Source organism: Paraburkholderia sp. SUR17 (genome assembly GCF_029536165.1).
In the GTDB taxonomy this organism is placed as follows: Bacteria; Pseudomonadota; Gammaproteobacteria; order Burkholderiales; family Burkholderiaceae; genus Paraburkholderia; species Paraburkholderia kururiensis.
Genome location: NZ_CP120508.1, coordinates 1,892,908 through 1,912,927, shown reverse-complemented (window position 1 = coordinate 1,912,927; position 20,020 = coordinate 1,892,908). Strand labels below are relative to the sequence as shown.

Here is a 20,020-nt window from a genome sequence, read left to right as displayed (position 1 = left end):
AGGAATCGGGAGAACAGGTTTCATGGGCAGACTGATCGTAGTATCAAACCGTGTGGCCACGCCCACGGAGACGAAAGGGTCCGCGGGCGGCCTCGCCGTCGGCGTATTCGGCGCGCTCAAGGACGCGGGCGGCGTGTGGTTCGGCTGGAGCGGCGACGTGGTGAGCGAGACGGTGGCCAACGCGGGGCCCGTGCTGGAGCAGGAGGGGTCGGTAACCTTCGCCACCGTGGGCCTCACGCGCAAGGACTACGACCAGTACTACCGCGGTTTTTCGAACGCCACGCTGTGGCCGGTCTTCCATTACCGCAACGATCTGGCCCGCTACGAGCGCGACGAATACGCGGGCTACCGGCGCGTCAACGCCTGGCTCGCGCACAAGCTCACCAGGCTGATCGAGCCCGACGACGTCATCTGGGTCCACGACTACCACCTGATTCCGTTTGCCGAGGCCTTGCGCGCCGAAGGCGTGACGAACCTGATCGGCTTCTTCCTGCACATTCCGTTTCCCGCGCCGCAGATCCTGCTCAACATTCCGCCGCACGAAGAACTCGTGAAGTCGTTGTGCTGCTACGACCTGATCGGCTTCCAGACGCGCAACGACCAGGTCGCATTCCACGACTACCTGGTGCGCCATGCACGCGGCGAAGTGACGGACACGGGCGAAAGCGAAGGCGCAGTTGCTTCGGCGTTCGGCCGCACGCTGCACACCGGCGTGTATCGCATCGGCGTGTTCCCCGACGAGATCGCCGAGCAGGCGAAACGCTACGAAAGCCGCCAGCACGTGCTTGACCTCAAGCAGAGCCTGGAGGGCCGCAAGCTCATCATGAGCGTCGACCGGCTCGACTATTCGAAGGGGCTCGTCGAGCGCTTTCGCGCCTTCGAGCAACTGCTGGAGCGCGCGCCCGAATGGCGCGGCAACGTTACGCTCGTGCAGATCGCGCCGCCCACGCGCTCGGATGTCGATACCTACCAGCAGATCCGCCAGGAGCTGGAAGGGGAAGCCGGGCGCATCAACGGCCGCTTTTCCGCGCTCGACTACACGCCCATCCGCTATCTCAACCAGCGCTACGACCGCTGGAAGCTGATGTCGCTGTTCCGCGAATCGCAGATCGGGTTCGTCACGCCGCTGCACGACGGCATGAATCTCGTCGCCAAGGAATACGTGGCGGCGCAGAACCCCGACGATCCCGGCGTGCTCGTGCTCTCCATCTTCGCGGGCGCGGCTGCCGAGCTTTCGGGCGCGCTGCTCGTCAATCCGCACGACGCCATCGGCATGAGCGAGGCGCTGCAAGAGGCGCTGGCGATGCCGCTTGCCGAACGCAAGGCGCGCCACGAAACCAACATGACGGCGCTCCGGAAGAACGATCTCGGCGTGTGGCGCGACTCGTTCCTGCGTGACCTGCGCAGCCTGAAGCGCGAGGCGTGACGACATGGCGGCATGGCGGCGCGACGACATGACCTCAGCAAACGGGACAGCCACGGCATGAACGGCGAGCGCGAACGCGAGGCGATGCTCGGCACGCTCGCCATCGCGGGTTACCGGTCGCTGCGCGAACTGGTGGTGCCGCTCGCGGCGCTCAACGTGGTGACGGGACCGAACGGCAGCGGCAAGTCGAACCTCTATCGGGCGCTGCGCCTGCTCGCGGCGACGGCGCGCGGCGGATTGATTGCGTCGCTCGCGCGCGAAGGCGGTCTGCCGTCCACGCTCTGGGCTGGCCCCGAGCGCTTCTCGCGCGGCATGCTCGCGGGCGAGGTGCCCGTACAGGGAACGCGCCGCAAGGAGCCCGTGAGCCTGCGGCTCGGCTTTGCGGGCAGTACGTTCGGCTACGCGATCGACCTTGGCTTGCCGCTGCCGGGCGTCTCGCAGTTCCAGCTGGACCCCGTCATCAAGCGCGAGTGCATCTGGAGCGGGCCGATGCTGCGCCCGTCGGCGTTGCTCGTGGACCGGCAGGGCGCGACGCTGCGTACTCGCGACGAGGAGGGCGAGTGGGCGCCCGTGGCGCAGCCCATCGCGAGCTTCGATAGCATGATGACCGAGTTCTCGGACCCGAAGACCGCGCCCGAGATGATCGCGGTGCGCGAGCAGATCCGCTCGTGGCGCTTCTACGACCATTTCCGCACCGACGCCGAGGCGCCTGCGCGCCAGCCGCAGATCGGCACCCATACGCCGGTGCTGGCCGACGACGGCGCGGACCTCGCCGCGGCGTGGCAGACCATCCGCGAGATCGGCAATCCGCGGGCGCTCGACGCCGCCGTGGAAGACGCGTTTCCCGGCTCGAGCGTGGCCGTGGTCAACCACGACGGGCGCTTCGAGGTGACGATGCAGCAGCACGGCCTGCTGCGCGCCCTCAAGGCGGCCGAACTCTCGGACGGCACGCTGCGCTATCTGCTGCTCGTCGCGGCGCTGCTCACGCCGCGCCCGCCTGCGCTGCTCGTGCTCAACGAGCCGGAAACCAGCCTGCATCCCGACCTGCTGCCCGCGCTGGCGCGGCTGATTGCCGATGCGTCCACGCGCTCGCAGGTGCTCGTCGTCTCGCATGCGGCGCGGCTCATCGCGGCGCTGGAGCGCGAGGGCGGCAGCCACTCGATCGTGCTCGAAAAGACGCTGGGCGCCACGCGCATCGCCCAGGCCGACGAACTCGATTTGCCCGCCTGGAAATGGCCTGCACGCTAAGGGCCGACACGCTAAGGGCCGGCACACTGAGGGCCGGCACGCTGAGCGCCGTCCGCGACGAGGCCGTGCGCGCCATTTTCTCTTGAAAAGCATACTGTTTCGCGACTGTAACAGCGCTTTTCAATTGAAATACCAGGGGCGCGGGCGCGGCGGCTGAACAATAATCCACCCATCGGCCGTACCTGCCGCGCGGGCAGACGCGTGCGCGCGAGCCAGCGTTCAAGGTTCAGGCCGTTTCATGGAGAGACCAATGAGAATTGCGCAGATCGCACCGTTGACCGAATCGGTGCCGCCGAAGCTCTACGGCGGCACCGAGCGCGTCGTGTCGTACATCACCGAAGCGCTGGTGGAACTCGGTCACGACGTGACGCTCTTTGCCAGCGGCGACTCGATCACGAGCGCGAAGCTCGAACCCGTGTGGCCGCGCGCGCTGCGGCTCGACCCGGGCATTCGCGACCGCGTCGCGCCGCACATGCTGCTCATGGAACTGGTGCGCCGCCAGGCCGACCAGTTCGACGTGCTGCATTTCCACATGGACTACTACTCGTTTTCGGTATTCAAGCGCCAGGAAACGCCGTTCGTGACCACGCTGCACGGGCGGCTCGACCTGCCCGAACAGCAGCCGGTGTTCGATACGTTCAACACGCAGCACGTCGTCTCTATCTCGAATGCGCAGCGCCAGCCGTTGCCGCAGGCGAAGTGGCTCACCACCGTCTATCACGGGTTGCCGGAGCGGCTCTACACGCCGCAGCCGGTGGAGCAGCGCTACCTTGCGTTCCTCGGACGCATCTCGCCGGAAAAGCGCGTGGATACCGCGATCCGCATCGCGGGCCGCTGCGGCATGAAGCTGCGCATCGCGGCCAAGGTGGATGCCGCGGACCGCGAATACTTCGACCGCGATATCCGGCCGCTGCTTGAACTGCCGCATGTCGAGTACATCGGCGAAATCGACGATTCGCAAAAGGCCGAGTTTCTCTCGGGCGCCCATGCATTGCTGTTTCCGATCGACTGGCCCGAGCCGTTCGGGCTCGTGATGATCGAGGCGATGGCTTGCGGCACGCCGGTGATCGCGTTCAATCGCGGCTCGGTGCCGGAGGTGCTGGACGAAGGCGTGAGCGGCTTCATCGTGGAAGACGAGATCGGCGCGTGCGCCGCCGTGAATCGGCTCAATCGCGTGTCGAGGGCCGGGGTGCGCCGCTGCTTCGAGGAGCGCTTCACGTCGCACCGCATGGCGCAGGAGTACGTGGACGCTTATCAGTCTGTGATTCGCGCGCAAAAGCGCTCGCGCTTCAAGGTGATCGACGCGTCCACGACGTGAAGCGCTTTCACGCTGCGGCGCACGCGAACGAAGCCGTGCCGTCGCGGCCGTGCTGATGTGCTGATGAAACGACACAGGCGCAGCCGAGGCCCGCAGAGCAGGCTCCGGCTGCGCCTGAGACGTGGCGGGCCCGACGCCCGCCGACGCCCGTGATACTCAGATGTGAAGGCGCGAAACCTTCGTGCCAGTCAGCGACAGGTCGCCCATCAGGCCGGCGTTGGTCAGCACGATGACCTGCACCGGCGCGGTGGCCGTGTTCGAGTCGATGGCGCCGTTGGCGCCCACCTTCACGAGCGCGACCGAGGCGTCGCCGCCCACCGCCCAGCCGTCCGAACTGCGGAATTTGTCGAGGGAGTCCTGCGTCATGAACAGGAAGACGATGGCCTTCGACTGCGCGCCCGCCTGCAGTCCGAACGAGCCGGTTGCGGTGCTGTAGTAGCCCACGCTGCTGCCGCCCACGCGCAGCGCGCCTTCGCCGTACTGGCCGCCCACGATGAAGCCGGCCTGGATCACCGACGGGAACACGAGCACGCCACGCGCCTTGGCCACGAGTTCGCGCGAGCCCGGCACGGTCTGATACAGGCGCGACAGGGTGCCGTCCACGCTCGCGTCGATGGAGTGGCGCTTGGACGCATTGGTCGACGCCGTATTCGACTCGTTGGGCGTGGTCGTGCAGCCCGCGAGCGCCAGCGCGCCGAGCAGGACCGCGGTGGAAGCCTTCAGAATCAGGTTGCGTTTTTGCATCGTTTTTTCTCCGTTGTGGTTTCCGGAAGCGGCCGCCGACCCTCGGCGGCGGCCGGGAACTGCCTGGCCCGTTATAACACGGGGACCATGACGGCCTCCCTGGACGCGACATCGTGCTACATCGCACCCGTCACGCTTGTGGCTGTGTGCTCGAGGGCGTTTAGCCATGCGCGGCGGGTCTCGCTTGCCGTACGGGGAGGCCCGCGGCAAGCGGAGGGTGACGTCGGCTACTCGAGGTTAGCCACTGTGTCACTGCGCGGCGGGTTCGCATGCCGCGCGTGGCTCAGTCATGGCTGGAGTAGCAAGCGGTGTGCCCCGGTGGCATCAGGGCCCGCGGGCGAATGGACGGCGTGCGGGGGAAGTTGTGACCGACTGGAATGCCAATCGAAAGGAATCGGGTGCGCGACACCCATTCAATGGGGAGCCGGCCGCTTGACGGGAGGGCGCTCGACGGGCGGCCGTCTGAGCGCGCGGCGGATGCCCGCGATCAGGAGCCCCACGGCGAAGAGGGTGGCAGCCGGCACGATCCAGTAACCCACGAAGGCGTGCCAGAGATAGCTGGCGAGGGTGGCGCGCCGTACGGCGTATTCGTCGCGCGCCTCCTGCTGGCGCGTGGCGTTCGCGGCGAGCACGTCTTGCGGACACCCGGCGCCGGCCGCTTCATCGGGGGTGCCGTGGCAGCGTTGCGGAGCACCGGCGGCACGCTGGGCATCGGTGAATGTCCAGGACGTCAGCGCCTGTTGCAGGTCCGCCCGGTTGTAGGCCATTTCTTCCTGGATCTCGCGCACAGCCACGATCGCCACGGGCACTGCCCAGAAGACGATCACGATCAGCCAGCGCCGCACCCAGCGGTTTTGTCTCCATGCCATCCCTGCCTCCGTTCAATGCACTGCGGCATCAACGACCGGTCGGCGCCCGATGGCTCATTGTGTTTGCATGTGATGGAAGCGCCGCCTTGGCCGCCATCATAGAAGAAAACGGCCGACGTGGTGTACGGGCGCGCTGCGGCAACGGGAGGGGGAAACGGGGCTGAACAGAAGGACTGCGCTCGGCCCAGGCGGGCACCCGGGCCGGATAGAGCGTGTACGACCGGCCGGTGTCAGTTCTTGGTCGAGAGGCACGACTTCATGAACGCCTTGCGCTCGTCGCCCTTCTTGCCGGTGGCCTGCTGGTTGCACATCTTCATGCGGTCTTGCTGGCTCATCGGGCCGGACGCGGCGGCGGGAGCATCGGCCGAAAGGCATTGCTTCATGAACGCTTTGCGCTCGTCACCCTTCTTGCCGCTGGCTTGCGTGTTGCAGGCCTTCATTTTCTGCTGCTGCGTATTGGCAGCGGCAGGCGCAGCAGGCGCGGCAGTTTGAGCAAACACCGGCGCAGCGAATACGCCACCCAGCACGACTGCGGCGATAGCGGATTGGATTTTCATGGACACACTCCCATCAGAGATTGGACTTTCTCGTTGTCATGTCAGGGCGGCATGGACGGCGCCAGTTTATCGGCACCGTCCCGCGCGTGGCAAAGCCGCTCTGAAAACGAGGCGGCGGCGGCTTTGGTTGACAAAGGGCAGGCAGGTTATACCCTGGGCAGGCGAGGACACACGGCCTGGCGCGCACGCTTTCACGTTTGGCCTGCGGCGATATGATTCACATGCAATGCGCCGTGGCCGGCACAGATGGCGGCCGCCCGGTTTTACCTCAAGCTTCGTCACGGAGACGTCAATGCACTATCTGCTCATGTACGACGTTGCACCCGACTATCTTCAGCGCCGCGGCGAATATCGCGCCGCGCATCTGGCGCTCGCCTGGGCCGCGGCCGAGCGCGGCGAATTGCTGCTGGCGGGCGCATTGACCGACCCCGTCGACGGCGCCGTGCTGCTCTTCACGGGTGAAACGCCCGCCGTCGCCGAAGACTTCGCACGCGCCGATCCCTACGTGCGTGAAGGGCTCGTCACGCGCTGGCAGGTGCGGGGCTGGCAGACCGTGGTCGGCGAGCAGGCCGCCACGCCCGTGCGCGCCCAGTGAAGCGCTTTTATCCAGGCCGTATCGCAGATTGAAGCGCTGTGCAGACTATGCGTGAAGCATCGCAGGCGTATTGCGCATTACGCAATTGGCATGGAATGACGGTATTCAGCGCAAGCTATATCGACGTGATAAGAAATTCATAAAAAAATCGATAAGCCGCGAGTGCTCCGCTGATATGTGACATTAGCTGTCACAAAGCCGGTTGAGGCCGCCGGACCTGCGTCCGGCGTGCTGCCGCTGCCATCATTTCCGTTTTCAAGCCAGCCGCATCTACGCCGCAAAAAGGACAAGTTTGTTTCCATGCGTAACAACTGTCTCTGTCATATTCATGCAAACCCTGGTGATGGTATGCTTCGTGCACAAATTCTCCCATGCACGAGTGAGACCCCGTTTTGTGCGTCGCGCCGGGGAATGTTCGCACTACCTCAGTGCGACCGTTCGAAAGTGGCACAAAACGCATAAGCCTATTGTGCAACCGAGGGCACGACACGAATCACCGTTTCATGAAATTCGTGCGTGTTCAAAGCCGCAGCCCGGCCTGGCTGCGTGGAGAAACACATGTTTTTCGATGAGCTAAGCAATGAAGAATGGGCGCAGGTGGCCGCGCTCGTTTCCGACGAGCCAGTCGTGCGCCTGAACCGGCGCGGCCGGCCCCGTGCCGAGCCTCGCGTCGTGGCCAACGCTGTCCTCTGGATACTGACCACGGGCGAGCCGTGGTCGAAACTGCCGGGCCGTTATCCGTCCGGGCCAACCTGCCGGCGCCGCTTCGAAGAGTGGCAACTGAACGGCACGCTGGCCGAGGTGGTCCGCATTCTCTCGCAAGGCGGCCGCAAGTTCGCCTACGTGCCTGAACCGTCGGCGCCCGTCGTACGCCAGACTGCGCCCGCCAGCCCCCCGCCCGCGCGCGAAGAAAGCGTGCGCGCGGACGGCATGCGCGGCGTGTTCTGGAAGAGCCCCGAATCGTGGCAGACACCGGATGCCACGCCGGGCTGGCGCGCGTTCGGCCGTTCGCTCGATTCGCTCGGCCGTCTCGATCCCATCGCGAACATCACGCGTCAGCTTACCGGTGCACCTGAAAGCGATGCGGCGGATGCGAACGCGTCGGGCGCAGCGGCGGCGGCCGGGCAGAACGTTACAAATTTGCCTTCGTCGCCCCAGTCGACTCGCCCGCTTCAGACGTCCGACGGCCAGGAGGTCGTTACACGCGACCCGATGTGGTCGAGTCTGCCTGTACAGGGCGAGCAACTGGTGGATCGCCGCGGCTATGTGATTTACGCGATGGCGCAGCCGATTCCCAATCGTCTGTATCGAGCCGCCGCCGAAATCATGCGCGATGGACGCCGTGTCGAGCGCTCGGGTCTCGTCGGTCCGCGTTTCGACGATGCCGACGACGCGCAACGCTATGCGCTGGAGTGGGCGCAGCAGTGGATCGACCGCGATTGCCGCACGCGTGCAGCAGCGCAGCAGCTCGCGCAACAACGCGAAGGCTGCGCCGCGGGCGCGCCCGTGGCCAGCCGGCCGCCGCTTGCCAATCAGGTGCAGAGGGCGTTGCCCACCGTGCCGAACGCAGGCCCTGTAACGCGCAGTGCGGCGGACGCGCTCAACGTGAACGCGCGATGGGTGGCGCTGCGTCGCTACCCGACCGACGTCGTATCAAGAAACGAAGATGCTGGGCTGGATGGGATCGGCAACAGCGAAGCGCAAGGCACAAGTCTTTCGCAGCCCGCGCAGCAACGCACGGCAGAACGCATGCCGGAACGCGCACCCGATCACGGGCCCGAACGCGCACCGAGAGTCTCGCAGTTCCTGACGCATGCGAACTGAGGCACGCGAACTGACTCACGTGAACTGAGGCATCGCACGCCACTGCACGCGACCCGCGTCTGAACTAATGCAGTGATCTAACTCAGTGATCCGAGGCAAGGGCACAACCTCATCGCAATCGCGACCGGCCCATGGGCGGCAGGCGAGCGAAAGTCGCTTCGCCGCCGCAGGAGCCGGCTAAACAGGCTCGCCCCGCCGGTCCACCTCCACGCGTCACTGTCGCCCGTAGGTATCGTCGAAGCGCACGATGTCGTCTTCGCCCAGATAGGAACCCGACTGCACCTCGATGATTTCGAGCGGCATCTTGCCCGGATTCTCGAGCCGGTGCGTGACACCCAGCGGGATATAGGCCGATTCGTTTTCGGAGACGATGAAGCGCTCCTCGCCGCGCGTGACGAGTGCCGTGCCGCGCACGACGATCCAGTGCTCCGCGCGGTGGTGATGCATCTGCAGCGAAAGGCGGGCGCCCGGTTTCACGACAATGCGTTTCACCTGGAAGCGCTCGCCCATATCCACGGAATCGTAGTGGCCCCAGGGGCGGTGGACCTTGCGATGGTTCGCCGCCTCGGTGCCGCGGCTGCTGCGAATGCGGCCCACCACTTTCTTCACGTCTTGCACGTGCGCCTTGTCGGCCACGAGAATGGCATCGGGCGTTTCCACCACGACGAGATCGTGCGTGCCGACGCAGGCAATCAGGCGTCCTTCCGAATGAGCGAAGGTGGTCTGCGCGCCTTCGAACAGCACGCGGCCGCGGCCCACGTTATGAGCCTCGTCCTTCGGCGAAATCTCCCAGATCGCGTCCCACGATCCCACGTCGGACCAGCCCGCCGCGAGCGGCACCACGACGCCCGTGACCACGGAAGTGTCGCTGCCCAGTTGTTCCATCACTGCATAGTCGATCGAATTGGACGGCGACGAGGCGAACGCTTCGCGGTCCACGCGAAAGAAGTCGCCGTCGTCGCGGCCGCGTTCGCAGGCCGTGACGCACGCTTCGTGAATGGCCGGCTCGAAGTGGCGAATCGCCTTGAGCCACGTGGACGCACGCATGATGAAGATGCCGCTGTTCCACCAATACGCATTGGAGGCCACGTATTGCTGCGCGAGTTCGAGATGCGGCTTTTCGACGAAGCGTTCGAGACGCCGCGCTTCATCGCTTGCCTCGTTGCTTGACTCGTCGCTTGACCCGTCGCCCTGAGCGAACGGCTCGCCCACGCGGATATAGCCGTAGCCGGTCTCCGCACGCGTCGGCACGATGCCCATCGTCACCACGCGACCCGCCGCGGCATGCTGCACACCGGCCGCCACCGCGGCCTGGAATGCGGCGAGGTCGGTTACGGCGTGGTCTGCGGGCATGATGACCATGATGCCGTCTTCATCGGCGGCCGTAATCGAGAGTGCAGCAACGGTGAGTGCCGGCGCCGTGTCGCGCCCCGTGGGTTCGAGAATCAGGCGTGCCACCTTGCCGCTCACGCGCAATTGCTCCGCTGTCGTGAAGCGGTGCTCCTCGTTGCCCACCACGACGATCCGCTCGGCGAGCGGATAGCCCGCGTCGAGCGCATCGAGCCGGCATGCCGTGGATTGCAGCAGCGAATCATCGCCAAGCAGTCCGATCAATTGCTTCGGATACTGCTCGCGCGACATGGGCCACAGGCGCGTGCCGGAGCCGCCCGCGAGTATCACCGGATGGACCTTCAGTTTCACGCCGGCCGGAGCGGCCATACGAGCGCCGGCGCCAGCCGCCGCTGCAATTACCGGATGAGACATGTCGTTCTCCTCACACAGGATCGAAGATCAGTGCGAGCAGTTGTAGCACGACGTAAATAGTCAATAAAACGCATTACGAAACTTCTGCAAAAGCGCTTTATTGAAACGAATTCGATATTCGATAAATCGCATAACGATTGTGGCGTTTTTATTTCGCTGACGGATGAAATTAAAAAAATAAAAGGAAAGAAAAGCCGCCACGGCTCGACCCGGGAAAGGTGCGCATTGGACGAACTGCGGAGCGGAGCGGCGCGAAATGTCTGACAAGATGTGCCCGTGTCCCGCTGGAGGGCCTCTGCGGCGCCCCGTTGGCCCCGTAAACGCCGCAAAAAAGCAGCAATTACCGAACAAAAATAGACAAAATTCGGTAATGTCTACCGATACATTTCGAGATATTTTGCGTGCTTGCGGGCCGAATTTTAATACCGCTTTATTGATACCTGTACGAGGGTATTCACTCATATTCCCGGACGGAACACGAACTTGATCGACAATCCGAGGTGCGGTTCATGCTGAGCGTTCTATCCAGAGTCATCGATATTGCGATGGTTGCCGCGGGCGCGCTGATTGCCGCTGCCTTGCATGGTGGGTCGCTCGTCTGGCTCACGGACATGCAGAACGTCGCGCTGGCGTTCAACTGCCTGCTGATGATCTGGATATTTCCGGCCTTCGGCATCTATCAGTCGTGGCGCGGCAAGCCGCTCTACGACCTGCTGGGCCGCGTGGCGCTCGCGTGGCTCGCGGTGGAAGGCATGGGCATTCTCATGAGCTTCAGCCTGCACCGCGCGGACATGCTGTCGCGGCTGTGGCTCGGCTACTGGGCAATTGCGACCGTCGCGCTCCTGATCGTGACGAAGACCGTCGTGCATACGGTGCTCAAGGGGCTGCGCCGCGAGGGCTACAACCAGAAGGCCGTGGCGATCGTGGGCAGCCCACGCTACGCACGTTTTCTGATCGAGCAGATGCGCGGGCGCCCCGAGGCCGGCTTCAAGCCTGTCGCCGTGTTCGACGACGGCAGTCTCAGCGCGACAGGCGAGGCGGCGACGCCCGACACGGGCGCGATCGAAGGCGTGCCCGTCGAGCACAGGTTCGCCGCGATGATCCAGTTGATCCGCCATCGCGGTATCCGCGAACTGTGGCTCGCGCTGCCCATTTCGCAGGAGCGCACGATCCATCGCTTCGTGAAGGAATTGCGCCACGACTTCGTCAACATCCGGTTCATTCCGGACGTGCAGAGTCTCTCGCTCTTCAGCCAGCCCGTGGTCGATCTGCTGGGCGTGCCCGCGATCAACCTGGCGGCGTCGCCCATCACGGATCTGCGCGTGCTGCCGAAGCTCGTGTTCGACCGGCTCTTCGCGCTCGCGGCGCTCACGGCGCTCTCGCCGCTGATGCTCGTGATCGCCGTGCTCGTGAAGCTCTCGTCGCCGGGCCCGGTGTTCTTTCGCCAGAAGCGCAAGGGCATCGACGGCAACGAGTTCGAGATCTACAAGTTCCGCTCGATGAAGGTGCATCGCGAAGAAGCGGGCAAGGTGACCCAGGCGCGTCGCGGCGATCCGCGCATCACGGCGGTTGGAGCCTTCCTGCGCCGCACGAGTCTCGACGAGTTGCCGCAGTTCATCAACGTACTGAAGGGCGAGATGTCGGTGGTAGGTCCGCGCCCGCATGCGCTGGAACACGACGACATCTACAAGGACCTCGTGAAGGGTTACATGCACCGCTACCGCATCAAGCCCGGCATTACGGGCTGGGCGCAGATCAACGGCTATCGCGGCGAGACGGACCGCATCGAAAAGATGATGGGGCGCGTGAAGCTCGACCTCTACTACATGCAGCACTGGACCTTCTGGCTCGACCTCAAGATCGTAGCGCTGACCATGTGGAAGGGCTTCGCGGGCCGCAACGCGTATTAGTGGAATAGCGCAACAGAGCGGCGCGGCGCGGCGGCGCGCGAGGAGCACGAGGCGCACGCCACACGATTCGACACGGCGCGGCCCGTTCCGCTCCGTTTTCTGAAACCGGATGTTTTGTCCTCGAGGTGTGATTCATGAACCTGACGATCATTGGAAGCGGCTACGTTGGCCTCGTTACCGGCGCGTGTCTTGCCGACATCGGCAACGACGTGTTCTGCCTCGACGTGGATGCACGCAAGATCGACGTGCTCAACAGCGGCGGCGTGCCGATCCATGAACCGGGTCTGCAGGAGCTCATCGCGCGCAACCGCAAGGCGCGCCGTCTCACGTTTTCAACCGACGTGGAAGCCGCGGTCGCCCACGGCGACGTGCTCTTCATCGCCGTGGGCACGCCGCCCGACGAAGACGGCTCGGCGGACCTGCAATACGTGCTCGCCGCGGCGCGCAACATCGGCCACTACATGAACGGCTTCAAGGTGGTCGTCGACAAATCGACGGTGCCGGTGGGCACTGCGGCGCGCGTGCGCGAGGCCATTGCGGGCGAGCTGCGCGCGCGCGGCGTGCAGCACATGTTCTCCGTGGTCTCGAACCCCGAGTTCCTGAAGGAAGGCGCGGCCGTGGAAGACTTCACGCGGCCCGACCGCATCGTACTGGGCTGCGACGACGACGTGCCCGGCGAAAAGGCCCGCGAACTCATGAAACGCCTGTACGCGCCGTTCAATCGCAACCGCGAGCGCACGCTATACATGGACGTGCGCTCCGCGGAGTTCACGAAGTACGCCGCGAACGCGATGCTCGCCACGCGCATCTCGTTCATGAACGAGCTTGCCAATCTGGCCGACCGTGTGGGCGCCGACATCGAAGCCGTGCGTCGCGGCATCGGCTCCGACCCGCGCATTGGCTACGACTTTCTGTATGCGGGGTGCGGCTATGGCGGCTCGTGCTTTCCGAAAGACGTCCAGGCGCTCGTGCGCACCGCCGACGAGCAAGGCCAGAGCCTTCGCATCCTGCAGGCGGTCGAGGCGGTCAATGAAACGCAGAAGAAGATTCTTGCGCACAAGATCGTCGCGCGTCTGGGTGAAGACCTGACCGGGCGCACGTTCGGTGTGTGGGGCCTCGCGTTCAAGCCGAATACCGACGACATGCGCGAAGCGCCCAGCCGCGCGCTGATCGCGGCGCTGCTCGCGCGCGGCGCCACGGTGAAGGCCTACGACCCGGTCGCGACCGATGAAGCGCGCCGCGTGTTCGCGCTCGACCTCGAAGGCGCGCCGCAGCAGCAGGCCCGTCTCGTGTTCGTCGACGACGAGATGGAAGCGGCCGAAGGCGCGGACGCGCTCGTGATCCTCACCGAATGGAAGGTCTTCAAGATGCCGGACTTCGAAGCGCTGAAGGCGCAGCTGACGATGCCGCTCGTCTTCGATGGCCGCAACCTCTACGAGCCCGAAGCGATGGCCGAACTCGGCATCGAGTATCACGCCATTGGGCGGCAAGGCGCGATTGCAGGCGCACGCGCCAACGTGCAGCCGCGCACGGCAGGCAACGTGCCGGCGGGCGAAACCGCCAAGGCATGAGACCGCAATGAGACCGCAACAGGCGACGGAGAGCCCGCGATGTTCAACAACGTCCTGATCGTTTGCCATGCGAACGTGTGCCGCTCGCCGGCCGCGGAGCGGCTCTTCCGCGCGCAGGCGGGGCACGCCGCAAGGGCGGCCCGCTCGCCGCGCACGCCGGCCTTTCACTCGGCCGGCATTCGCGCCATGGAAGGCGGCGGCATGGACCCCGTGATGGAGCGCCTGCTCGCGGAGCGCGGCATCGCAGCCGGCGCCCATCACGCGCGGCGGCTCACGCGGCGGCTCGTTCGCGACGCGGACCTCGTGCTCGTGACCGAGCGCCGTCAGGTGAAAGACGTGGAAGCGCTCGAGCCCACCTCGCGCGGCAAGGTCTACGCGCTCGGGCAGTGGGAAGACTCGGACGTGATCGACCCGCATGGCCGCGACGAAGCGGCATACCGCGACAGCTTCGCGCTGATCGAACATCTGGTGAAGGGATGGCTGGACAAAATATGCTGAAGAGAAACATCGGAATCGTCTTGACGCTGACCGCTTTCCTGTCGGCCTGCGCAACCGCGCCCGGTAACTACCTCGATACGTCGAGTCTGAAAGACTCCAGCGAGCAGAAGCAGCAGGAAACGTATCCGGTGCACCTGATCGACTCGCAGCTCGTGGCCACGCAGATGCAGGCCGCTGCGGTGCCCGTGGATCTGCCGGCATCGCGCTACGCGAGCCCCGCGGACTACGTGTACCACCTCGCGCCGCAAGACATTCTCGGCGTGACGGTCTACGACCATCCCGAACTTTCCACGCCCCAGGGCAGCACGTTTTCCACGGGCGGCAATACCACGCAGACCGTCGCGCAGGCGCTCACGCAGCCCTACACGAACGCGCTGTCGGGCCAGGCCGACCCGTATGGCCAGACCGTTGCCGCCGACGGCACCATCTATTTCCCGTTCGTGGGCCGTATCCGCGCCGCGGGCAAGACCGTCAACGAACTGCGCGACGAACTCTCGAAGGGGCTCGTGCGCTATATCCGCAATCCGCAGGTGGACGTGCGCGTGCTCGCGTACCGCAGCCAGAAAGTGCAGGTGACGGGCGAAGTGAAGCAGCCCGGACCGCTTGCCATCAGCGACGTGCCGCTCACGCTCGTGGATGCCATCACGCGCTCGGGCGGCACCACCGCGGACGCCGACATCCAGCGCGTGCGCCTCACGCGCAACAACAAGCTCTATGTGCTGGACGCGAACCGTCTGCTCGATCGCGGCGACGTGACGCAGAACGTGATGCTGCAAAACGGCGACATCGTCAACATTCCGGACCGCTCCGACAGCCGCGTGTTCGTGCTGGGCGAAGTGAAGACGCCCACGCAGATGCCCATGCTGAAGGGCCGGCTCACCATTGCGGACGCGCTCACGCAGGCCGGCGGCATTCTGGACACCGACGCCAACCCGCGCCAGATCTACGTGATGCGCGGCATGATGGACAACCCCACGAAGCCGGACGTGTACCGGCTCGACATGACGCAGCCGAACTCGATCATGCTCTCCACGAAGTTCCAGTTGCAGCCGCTCGACGTGGTCTACGTCGGCACGGCCGCCTCGACGACGTTCAACCGCGTCCTTCAGCAGGTGCTGCCGACCATCCAGACCATCTTCTACACGAAGCAGATCACGCGCTGATGCACGACATGACGCGCACGAACTGCCTCTTATCCATCGGGACCGAACTGTGAGCACGCAAGCAAACACTCCACTGGGCATCACGGCCCGAACCGAAGAAGAGGACGTGGTCCTCGGCGATCTGCTGCAGGTATTGCTCGACGACATCTGGTGGTTGATCGCCATTGCCGCCATGGTCGTCGGCATCGCGGTGTTCTACTGCTACGTCGCGAAGCCCGTCTACACGGCCGATGCGCGCGTGCGCGTGGAGGCGGCGGACTACACCTCGCAGCCGCTCACGCAAACGCAGACGGGCGCCGCGGTGTCCACGGGTTCGTCCGCGCTGCCCACCGACGCCGAGATCGAAATGATCAAGAGCCGCAGCGTGGTGGAGCCCGTGGTGGATCAGTTCAAGCTCAACTTCTTCGTGGCGCCGAAGACGTTCCCCGTGCTCGGCAGCCTTGCCGCGCGACTCGCCACGCCGGGCGAGCCCGCGAAGCCGTGGCTCGGCCTCGATTCGTACGCGTGGGGCGGGGAAGTGGCGAACGTCGATTCGATCGACGTGGACCCGTCGCTGGAGGGCAAGAAGCTCACGCTCGTCGCTCAAGGCGCGAACCGCTACACGCTGGAAGACAGCGAAGGCCGTCTGCTGTTGCGCGGCGAAGCCGGGCAAGAGGCGCAGGGCAACGGCGTGACGATGCTCGTGAGCCGGCTTGTGGCGCGGCCCGGCACGCGCTTTACGGTAGTGCGCCTCAACAACCTCGATGCCATCTCGGCGTTCCAGTCGGCCATCAACGTGCAGGAGCAGGGCAAGCAGACGGGCGTGATCCAGATCTCGCTCGAAGACACCGACGCGGGCCGTGCCGCGCAGATCGCCAACGCGCTCGCGCAGTCGTACGTGCGCGAGCACGTGGCCACCAAGCAGGCCGACGCGAACAAGATGCTCGACTTCCTCAAGGCCGAAGAGCCGCGCCTGAAGGGCGACCTCGTGCGTGCGGAGGCGGCGCTCACGGCTTACCAGAGCAAGTCCGGCTCCATCAACGCGAGCGACGAAGCGAAGATTTACCTGGACGGCAGCGTTCAATACGAGCAGCAGATCTCGGCCATGAAGCTGCAGATCGCCTCGCTCGACCAGCGCTTCGGCGAAGACCACCCGGTGCTCATCGCGGCGCGCCAGCAACTCGCGCAGCTCGAAACCGAACGCGCGAAGTACGACACGCGTTTTCGCGATCTGCCCGCCACGGAAGTGAAGGCCGTGCAGCTGCAACGCGATGCGAAGGTGGCCGAAGACATCTACGTGCTGCTGCTCAACCGCATCCAGGAACTCTCCGTGCAGCGCGTGGGCACGGGCGGCAACGTGCATATCGTGGACGCCGCCATGCGGCCCGGCATGCCGTCGAAGCCGAAGAAGGCGCTCATCGTATCGGCCGCCGCGATACTCGGCCTCATCGTGGGCACGGGCTTCGTGTTCGTTCGCCGCAACATGTTCAAGGGCATCGCGGACCCGGAGCACATCGAACGCACCTTCCACCTGCCCGTGTACGGCATGATCCCGCTTTCCACGGAACAGACCGCGCTCGAAAGCGCCGTGGTGCGCGGCGGCAATCGCCTGCGCTCGGTGCTTGCCAGCGTGCGACCCAAAGACGTCACCGTGGAAAGCCTGCGCAGTCTGCGCACCGCGCTGCAGTTCACGATGATGGACGCGAGCAACCACGCCATCATGCTCACCGGCTCCATGCCCGGTGTGGGCAAGAGCTTTCTCACCGTGAACCTCGCCGTGCTGCTCGCGCACTCGGGCAAGCGCGTGCTCATGATCGACGGCGACATGCGGCGCGGCGCACTGGAACGCTACCTGGGCGGCCCGCAGGACAACGGCTTCTCGGAACTGCTCTCGGGGCAGATCGCGCTCGAAGAAGCGATCCGCACCACCGAGGTCGACAACCTCCAGTTCATTTCCTGCGGACGCCGGCCGCCGAATCCGTCCGAGCTGCTGATGTCGCCGCGGCTCGCCCAATACCTCGACGCGCTCGCGAAGCGCTACGACGCGATCCTGATCGACACTCCACCTGTGCTGGCCGTGACCGACGCCGCCGTGATCGGCGCGCACGTGGGCACTACCTTCGTCGTGGTGCGCTCGGGCATGCATAGCGAAGGCGAGATCGGCGACATGCTCAAGCGCCTGCGCGCAGGCGGCGTGCACGTGCAGGGCGCCATCTTCAACGCGATGCCGCAGCGGGCGCGCGGCGCCTACGGGCGCGGCTATGCAGCCGTGCAGGAATATCTGAGCGCGTGACGTCTCAGCCCAGGTACCTGTTCAGTCATACGTCAAACGATACCCAGGAGCCAGAATGAAAGTCTCGGTACTCGTTCCCACCTTCCGTCGCCCCGCGGATCTCTCGCGATGTCTCGCCGCGCTCCAGCGGCAGCAGCGCCAACCCGACGAAGTGATCGTCGTGGCGCGCCCCGACGACGACGCCACGCACGAATGCCTTGCCAAACACGTTGCGAGCCGCGTGCTGCCGCTCGTCGTGGTGCCTGTGGAGCAGCCGGGCCAGGTGGCCGCACTGAACCGCGGCCTCGATGCCGCCACGTGCGACGTCGTGGCCATCACCGACGACGACGCCGCACCGCGTGCCGACTGGGTCGCGCGCATTGCGATGAGCTTCGAAAGCGACCCGCGTCTCGGTGCGCTGGGCGGTCGCGACTGGGTGCACGAGAAGGGCCGCGTGCTCGACGGCGCGCGCCCGCTCGTCGGCAAGCTGCGTCTGTCGGGCAAGATCGTGGGCAACCATCACCTCGGCGTGGGTAGCGCGCGCGAAGTGGACGTGCTCAAGGGCGCCAACATGAGCTACCGGCGCGAGGCGATTCGCCACATCCGCTTCGACAACCGGCTGCGCGGCGCGGGCGCCCAGGTCCACAACGACATGGCCTTCAGCATGAGCGTGAAGAACGCGGGCTGGAAGCTCGTCTACGACCCGCAGGTGGCCGTGGACCATTTCCCTGCCGAACGCTTCGACGACGACCGTCGCGACGCGCAAACCATGCAGGCCGTGCGCAACGCCGCCTACAACCTGCATCTGATCCTGCGCGCCCAGTTGCCGCCGCTGCGCCGCGAGACAGCCTGGTGGTGGTACGCGCTGGTGGGCACGCGCGTCTATCCCGGCTTCGTACATGCGGCGCTTGCGCTGGCCTCGAAGCGCGGACGCACCACCATCGCCCGCTGGCGCGCGGTGCGAACGGGCGCGCATGAGGCACGGCGCGCAGCGCTATGACCCACGCCGTTGACCGCGCTCGAGGTCCTGCCCTGGCCCGCGAACACCTTCCGGAGAACCGCATGAGCGTGACCCACGTCCACGTGCATCTTTTTTACGGCGCCGATCCGCGCTACTACCGAAAGGGCGAGAACATCGGCTGCCTGTATGGATATCACCACGCCGAGTCGCCTGAATTCGCGCTGTCCTATTCGGAGGACGCACGCGAAGGCGCGCCGGTGCGGCTTGCGCGTCGCGCGCTCAAGGCCGTGCTCGGTTTCGACTTCATTCACACGTGGCGCAATCGCTCAGCCATCCTGAATTCGGACGTGATCTGGACGCATACGGAGCACGAGCATCTTTCCGTGGCGTTGCTGCTGCTCCTGCTGGGCCGGCGCGCCGCACCGCCGATGCTGCTCGCCCAGAGCGTGTGGCTCTTCGACAAGTGGCCGCAATACGGCGCGCTGCGCCGCGCGTTCTATCGCAAGCTGATTGCGCGCGCCGACATGCTCACGACGCTTGCCAGCGAAAATGCCGCGCTGTGTCGCGACTATCTGAAGCGCGAGGCGCGCCACGTCTACTACGGACTCAACACCACGGACTTCCCCGTGCGTGAACCCGAGGCCTGGACACCGCATGCGCCGCTGCGCATCGCGGCCATCGGCAACGACCGCGATCGCGACTGGGAAACGCTCATCAAGGCGTTCGGCCACGACGCGCGCTACGCCGTGAAGCTGGCTACGCGCCGGCGCATTCCCGCTTCGCTGCACGCACCGAACGTGGAAATCGCGTCGGCTTCGGGACTCAAGAAGCAGCACGCGCTCTACGACTGGGCCGACGTGATCGTGGTGCCGCTGCGCCCCAACTCGCACGCCTCGGGCATTACGGTGATGCTCGAAGCCGCGGCGGTGGGCAAGCCGATGATCGTGACGAACGTGGGCGCGCTCGCGGACTATTTCGACGGCAAGGCCGTGTCCTACGTACCGCCGTTCGACGCGCAAGCGTTGCGCGCGGCCGCAAACCGGCTCGTGGCGCAGCCCGCGGTGGCCCTTGCCCAGGCACGCGCGGCGGCGGCGCAACTCGTTTCGCGCGACCTCACGACGCAGCACTTCGCGCAGCAGCACGTCGAGATCACACGCGAGATGCTGCGCCTTGCGCGCCCGCAATCTCAACCTCAGCCCGTGTCACCTCGTGCCCGCGCAACGGCCGCCGACGAAGCGAAGGCGACCGAAACCGCCGTCATGCGGCGCGCGCCGAGCGAAGCAAGGGGAGGGCGATAGCCGATGACGATGTCCGTCACAGG

Annotated in this window: 16 protein-coding genes; 12 read left to right on the top strand and 4 right to left on the bottom strand. The window is 65.6% G+C overall.

From position 1 onward, the window contains the following. Positions 1 to 22 precede the first annotated feature (22 nt). From otsA to P2869_RS08420, 3 genes are all read left to right on the top strand, one after another. Positions 23 to 1,426, top strand: coding sequence for an alpha,alpha-trehalose-phosphate synthase (UDP-forming) (otsA, locus tag P2869_RS08430; RefSeq protein WP_277598005.1), 1,404 nt, complete (start codon positions 23 to 25; stop codon positions 1,424 to 1,426). An 84-nt stretch (positions 1,427 to 1,510) separates the two neighbouring features. Beyond that, positions 1,511 to 2,674 carry an AAA family ATPase gene (locus P2869_RS08425; protein WP_277598080.1) on the top strand — a complete coding sequence of 388 codons (1,164 nt, stop codon included), beginning with the start codon at positions 1,511 to 1,513 and terminating at the stop codon, positions 2,672 to 2,674. Between the two features lie 250 nt (positions 2,675 to 2,924). Next, positions 2,925 to 3,992: a glycosyltransferase family 4 protein gene (locus P2869_RS08420; RefSeq protein WP_277598004.1), complete on the top strand. Its 1,068-nt coding sequence runs from the start codon at positions 2,925 to 2,927 to the stop codon at positions 3,990 to 3,992. 156 nt (positions 3,993 to 4,148) lie between these two features. Here P2869_RS08420 and P2869_RS08415 read toward each other — a convergent pair whose 3' ends face one another. The 3 genes from P2869_RS08415 to P2869_RS08405 all read right to left on the bottom strand — a co-directional run bounded on the left by P2869_RS08415 (position 4,149) and on the right by P2869_RS08405 (position 6,162). Beyond that, positions 4,149 to 4,736 carry a YSC84-related protein gene (locus tag P2869_RS08415; protein WP_042298810.1) on the bottom strand — a complete coding sequence of 196 codons (588 nt, stop codon included), beginning with the start codon at positions 4,734 to 4,736 and terminating at the stop codon, positions 4,149 to 4,151. 413 nt (positions 4,737 to 5,149) lie between these two features. Beyond that, on the bottom strand, positions 5,150 to 5,605 hold the full coding sequence (locus P2869_RS08410) for a membrane protein (protein ID WP_017773908.1): 456 nt from the start codon (positions 5,603 to 5,605) through the stop codon (positions 5,150 to 5,152). A gap of 230 nt (positions 5,606 to 5,835) precedes the next feature. Continuing rightward, complete coding sequence (locus P2869_RS08405; RefSeq protein WP_126877295.1) at positions 5,836 to 6,162, bottom strand: PsiF family protein; 327 nt, start codon at positions 6,160 to 6,162, stop codon at positions 5,836 to 5,838. A gap of 292 nt (positions 6,163 to 6,454) precedes the next feature. On the opposite strand from P2869_RS08405, the gene P2869_RS08400 reads away from it, so the two are divergent. Together P2869_RS08400 and P2869_RS08395 are read left to right on the top strand one after the other, a co-directional pair. Continuing rightward, positions 6,455 to 6,757, top strand: a complete 303-nt coding sequence (locus tag P2869_RS08400; protein ID WP_017773910.1) for a YciI-like protein — start codon at positions 6,455 to 6,457, stop codon at positions 6,755 to 6,757. Between the two features lie 558 nt (positions 6,758 to 7,315). Continuing rightward, positions 7,316 to 8,581 (top strand): transposase, encoded by a 1,266-nt coding sequence (locus P2869_RS08395; RefSeq protein WP_277598003.1) that lies wholly within the window; start codon positions 7,316 to 7,318, stop codon positions 8,579 to 8,581. Between the two features lie 213 nt (positions 8,582 to 8,794). On the opposite strand, the gene P2869_RS08390 is transcribed toward P2869_RS08395, so the two are convergent. Further along, the gene (locus P2869_RS08390; protein WP_277598079.1) at positions 8,795 to 10,300 is read right to left on the bottom strand and encodes a mannose-1-phosphate guanylyltransferase/mannose-6-phosphate isomerase; all 1,506 of its coding nucleotides are present in this window, start codon (positions 10,298 to 10,300) and stop codon (positions 8,795 to 8,797) included. Positions 10,301 to 10,854: 554 nt separating this feature from the next. On the opposite strand from P2869_RS08390, the gene P2869_RS08385 reads away from it, so the two are divergent. The 7 genes from P2869_RS08385 (at position 10,855) to P2869_RS08355 (ending at position 19,997) form a co-directional block, all read left to right on the top strand. Beyond that, positions 10,855 to 12,255 (top strand): undecaprenyl-phosphate glucose phosphotransferase, encoded by a 1,401-nt coding sequence (locus P2869_RS08385; RefSeq protein WP_277598002.1) that lies wholly within the window; start codon positions 10,855 to 10,857, stop codon positions 12,253 to 12,255. 134 nt (positions 12,256 to 12,389) lie between these two features. After that, the gene (locus tag P2869_RS08380) at positions 12,390 to 13,826 is read left to right on the top strand and encodes a UDP-glucose/GDP-mannose dehydrogenase family protein (protein ID WP_277598001.1); all 1,437 of its coding nucleotides are present in this window, start codon (positions 12,390 to 12,392) and stop codon (positions 13,824 to 13,826) included. Positions 13,827 to 13,865: 39 nt separating this feature from the next. Then, complete coding sequence (locus P2869_RS08375; protein ID WP_017773915.1) at positions 13,866 to 14,324, top strand: hypothetical protein; 459 nt, start codon at positions 13,866 to 13,868, stop codon at positions 14,322 to 14,324. Further along, a complete protein-coding gene (locus P2869_RS08370; protein ID WP_277598000.1) occupies positions 14,303 to 15,487 on the top strand; it encodes a polysaccharide biosynthesis/export family protein in 1,185 nt (394 codons plus the stop codon). Before P2869_RS08375 ends, P2869_RS08370 begins: the two co-directional genes overlap by 22 nt. 49 nt (positions 15,488 to 15,536) lie before the next feature. Beyond that, positions 15,537 to 17,759, top strand: coding sequence for a polysaccharide biosynthesis tyrosine autokinase (locus P2869_RS08365; protein WP_277597999.1), 2,223 nt, complete (start codon positions 15,537 to 15,539; stop codon positions 17,757 to 17,759). A gap of 55 nt (positions 17,760 to 17,814) precedes the next feature. Continuing rightward, positions 17,815 to 18,738, top strand: coding sequence for a glycosyltransferase family 2 protein (locus P2869_RS08360; RefSeq protein WP_277597998.1), 924 nt, complete (start codon positions 17,815 to 17,817; stop codon positions 18,736 to 18,738). A 62-nt stretch (positions 18,739 to 18,800) separates the two neighbouring features. Then, complete coding sequence (locus tag P2869_RS08355; RefSeq protein ID WP_277597997.1) at positions 18,801 to 19,997, top strand: glycosyltransferase; 1,197 nt, start codon at positions 18,801 to 18,803, stop codon at positions 19,995 to 19,997. Positions 19,998 to 20,020: the final 23 nt, after the last annotated feature.

Excerpts from the sequence above, each read along its gene's own strand:
- otsA (WP_277598005.1), top strand. The coding sequence starts at position 23 with ATGGGCAGACTGATCGTAGTATCAAACCGTGTGGCCACGCCCACGGAG.
- P2869_RS08425 (WP_277598080.1), top strand. The coding sequence starts at position 1,511 with ATGCTCGGCACGCTCGCCATCGCGGGTTACCGGTCGCTGCGCGAACTG.
- P2869_RS08420 (WP_277598004.1), top strand. The coding sequence starts at position 2,925 with ATGAGAATTGCGCAGATCGCACCGTTGACCGAATCGGTGCCGCCGAAG.
- P2869_RS08415 (WP_042298810.1), bottom strand. The coding sequence starts at position 4,736 with ATGCAAAAACGCAACCTGATTCTGAAGGCTTCCACCGCGGTCCTGCTC.
- P2869_RS08410 (WP_017773908.1), bottom strand. The coding sequence starts at position 5,605 with ATGGCATGGAGACAAAACCGCTGGGTGCGGCGCTGGCTGATCGTGATC.
- P2869_RS08405 (WP_126877295.1), bottom strand. The coding sequence starts at position 6,162 with ATGAAAATCCAATCCGCTATCGCCGCAGTCGTGCTGGGTGGCGTATTC.
- P2869_RS08400 (WP_017773910.1), top strand. The coding sequence starts at position 6,455 with ATGCACTATCTGCTCATGTACGACGTTGCACCCGACTATCTTCAGCGC.
- P2869_RS08395 (WP_277598003.1), top strand. The coding sequence starts at position 7,316 with ATGTTTTTCGATGAGCTAAGCAATGAAGAATGGGCGCAGGTGGCCGCG.
- P2869_RS08390 (WP_277598079.1), bottom strand. The coding sequence starts at position 10,300 with ATGGCCGCTCCGGCCGGCGTGAAACTGAAGGTCCATCCGGTGATACTC.
- P2869_RS08385 (WP_277598002.1), top strand. The coding sequence starts at position 10,855 with ATGCTGAGCGTTCTATCCAGAGTCATCGATATTGCGATGGTTGCCGCG.
- P2869_RS08380 (WP_277598001.1), top strand. The coding sequence starts at position 12,390 with ATGAACCTGACGATCATTGGAAGCGGCTACGTTGGCCTCGTTACCGGC.
- P2869_RS08375 (WP_017773915.1), top strand. The coding sequence starts at position 13,866 with ATGTTCAACAACGTCCTGATCGTTTGCCATGCGAACGTGTGCCGCTCG.
- P2869_RS08370 (WP_277598000.1), top strand. The coding sequence starts at position 14,303 with ATGGCTGGACAAAATATGCTGAAGAGAAACATCGGAATCGTCTTGACG.
- P2869_RS08360 (WP_277597998.1), top strand. The coding sequence starts at position 17,815 with ATGAAAGTCTCGGTACTCGTTCCCACCTTCCGTCGCCCCGCGGATCTC.
- P2869_RS08355 (WP_277597997.1), top strand. The coding sequence starts at position 18,801 with ATGAGCGTGACCCACGTCCACGTGCATCTTTTTTACGGCGCCGATCCG.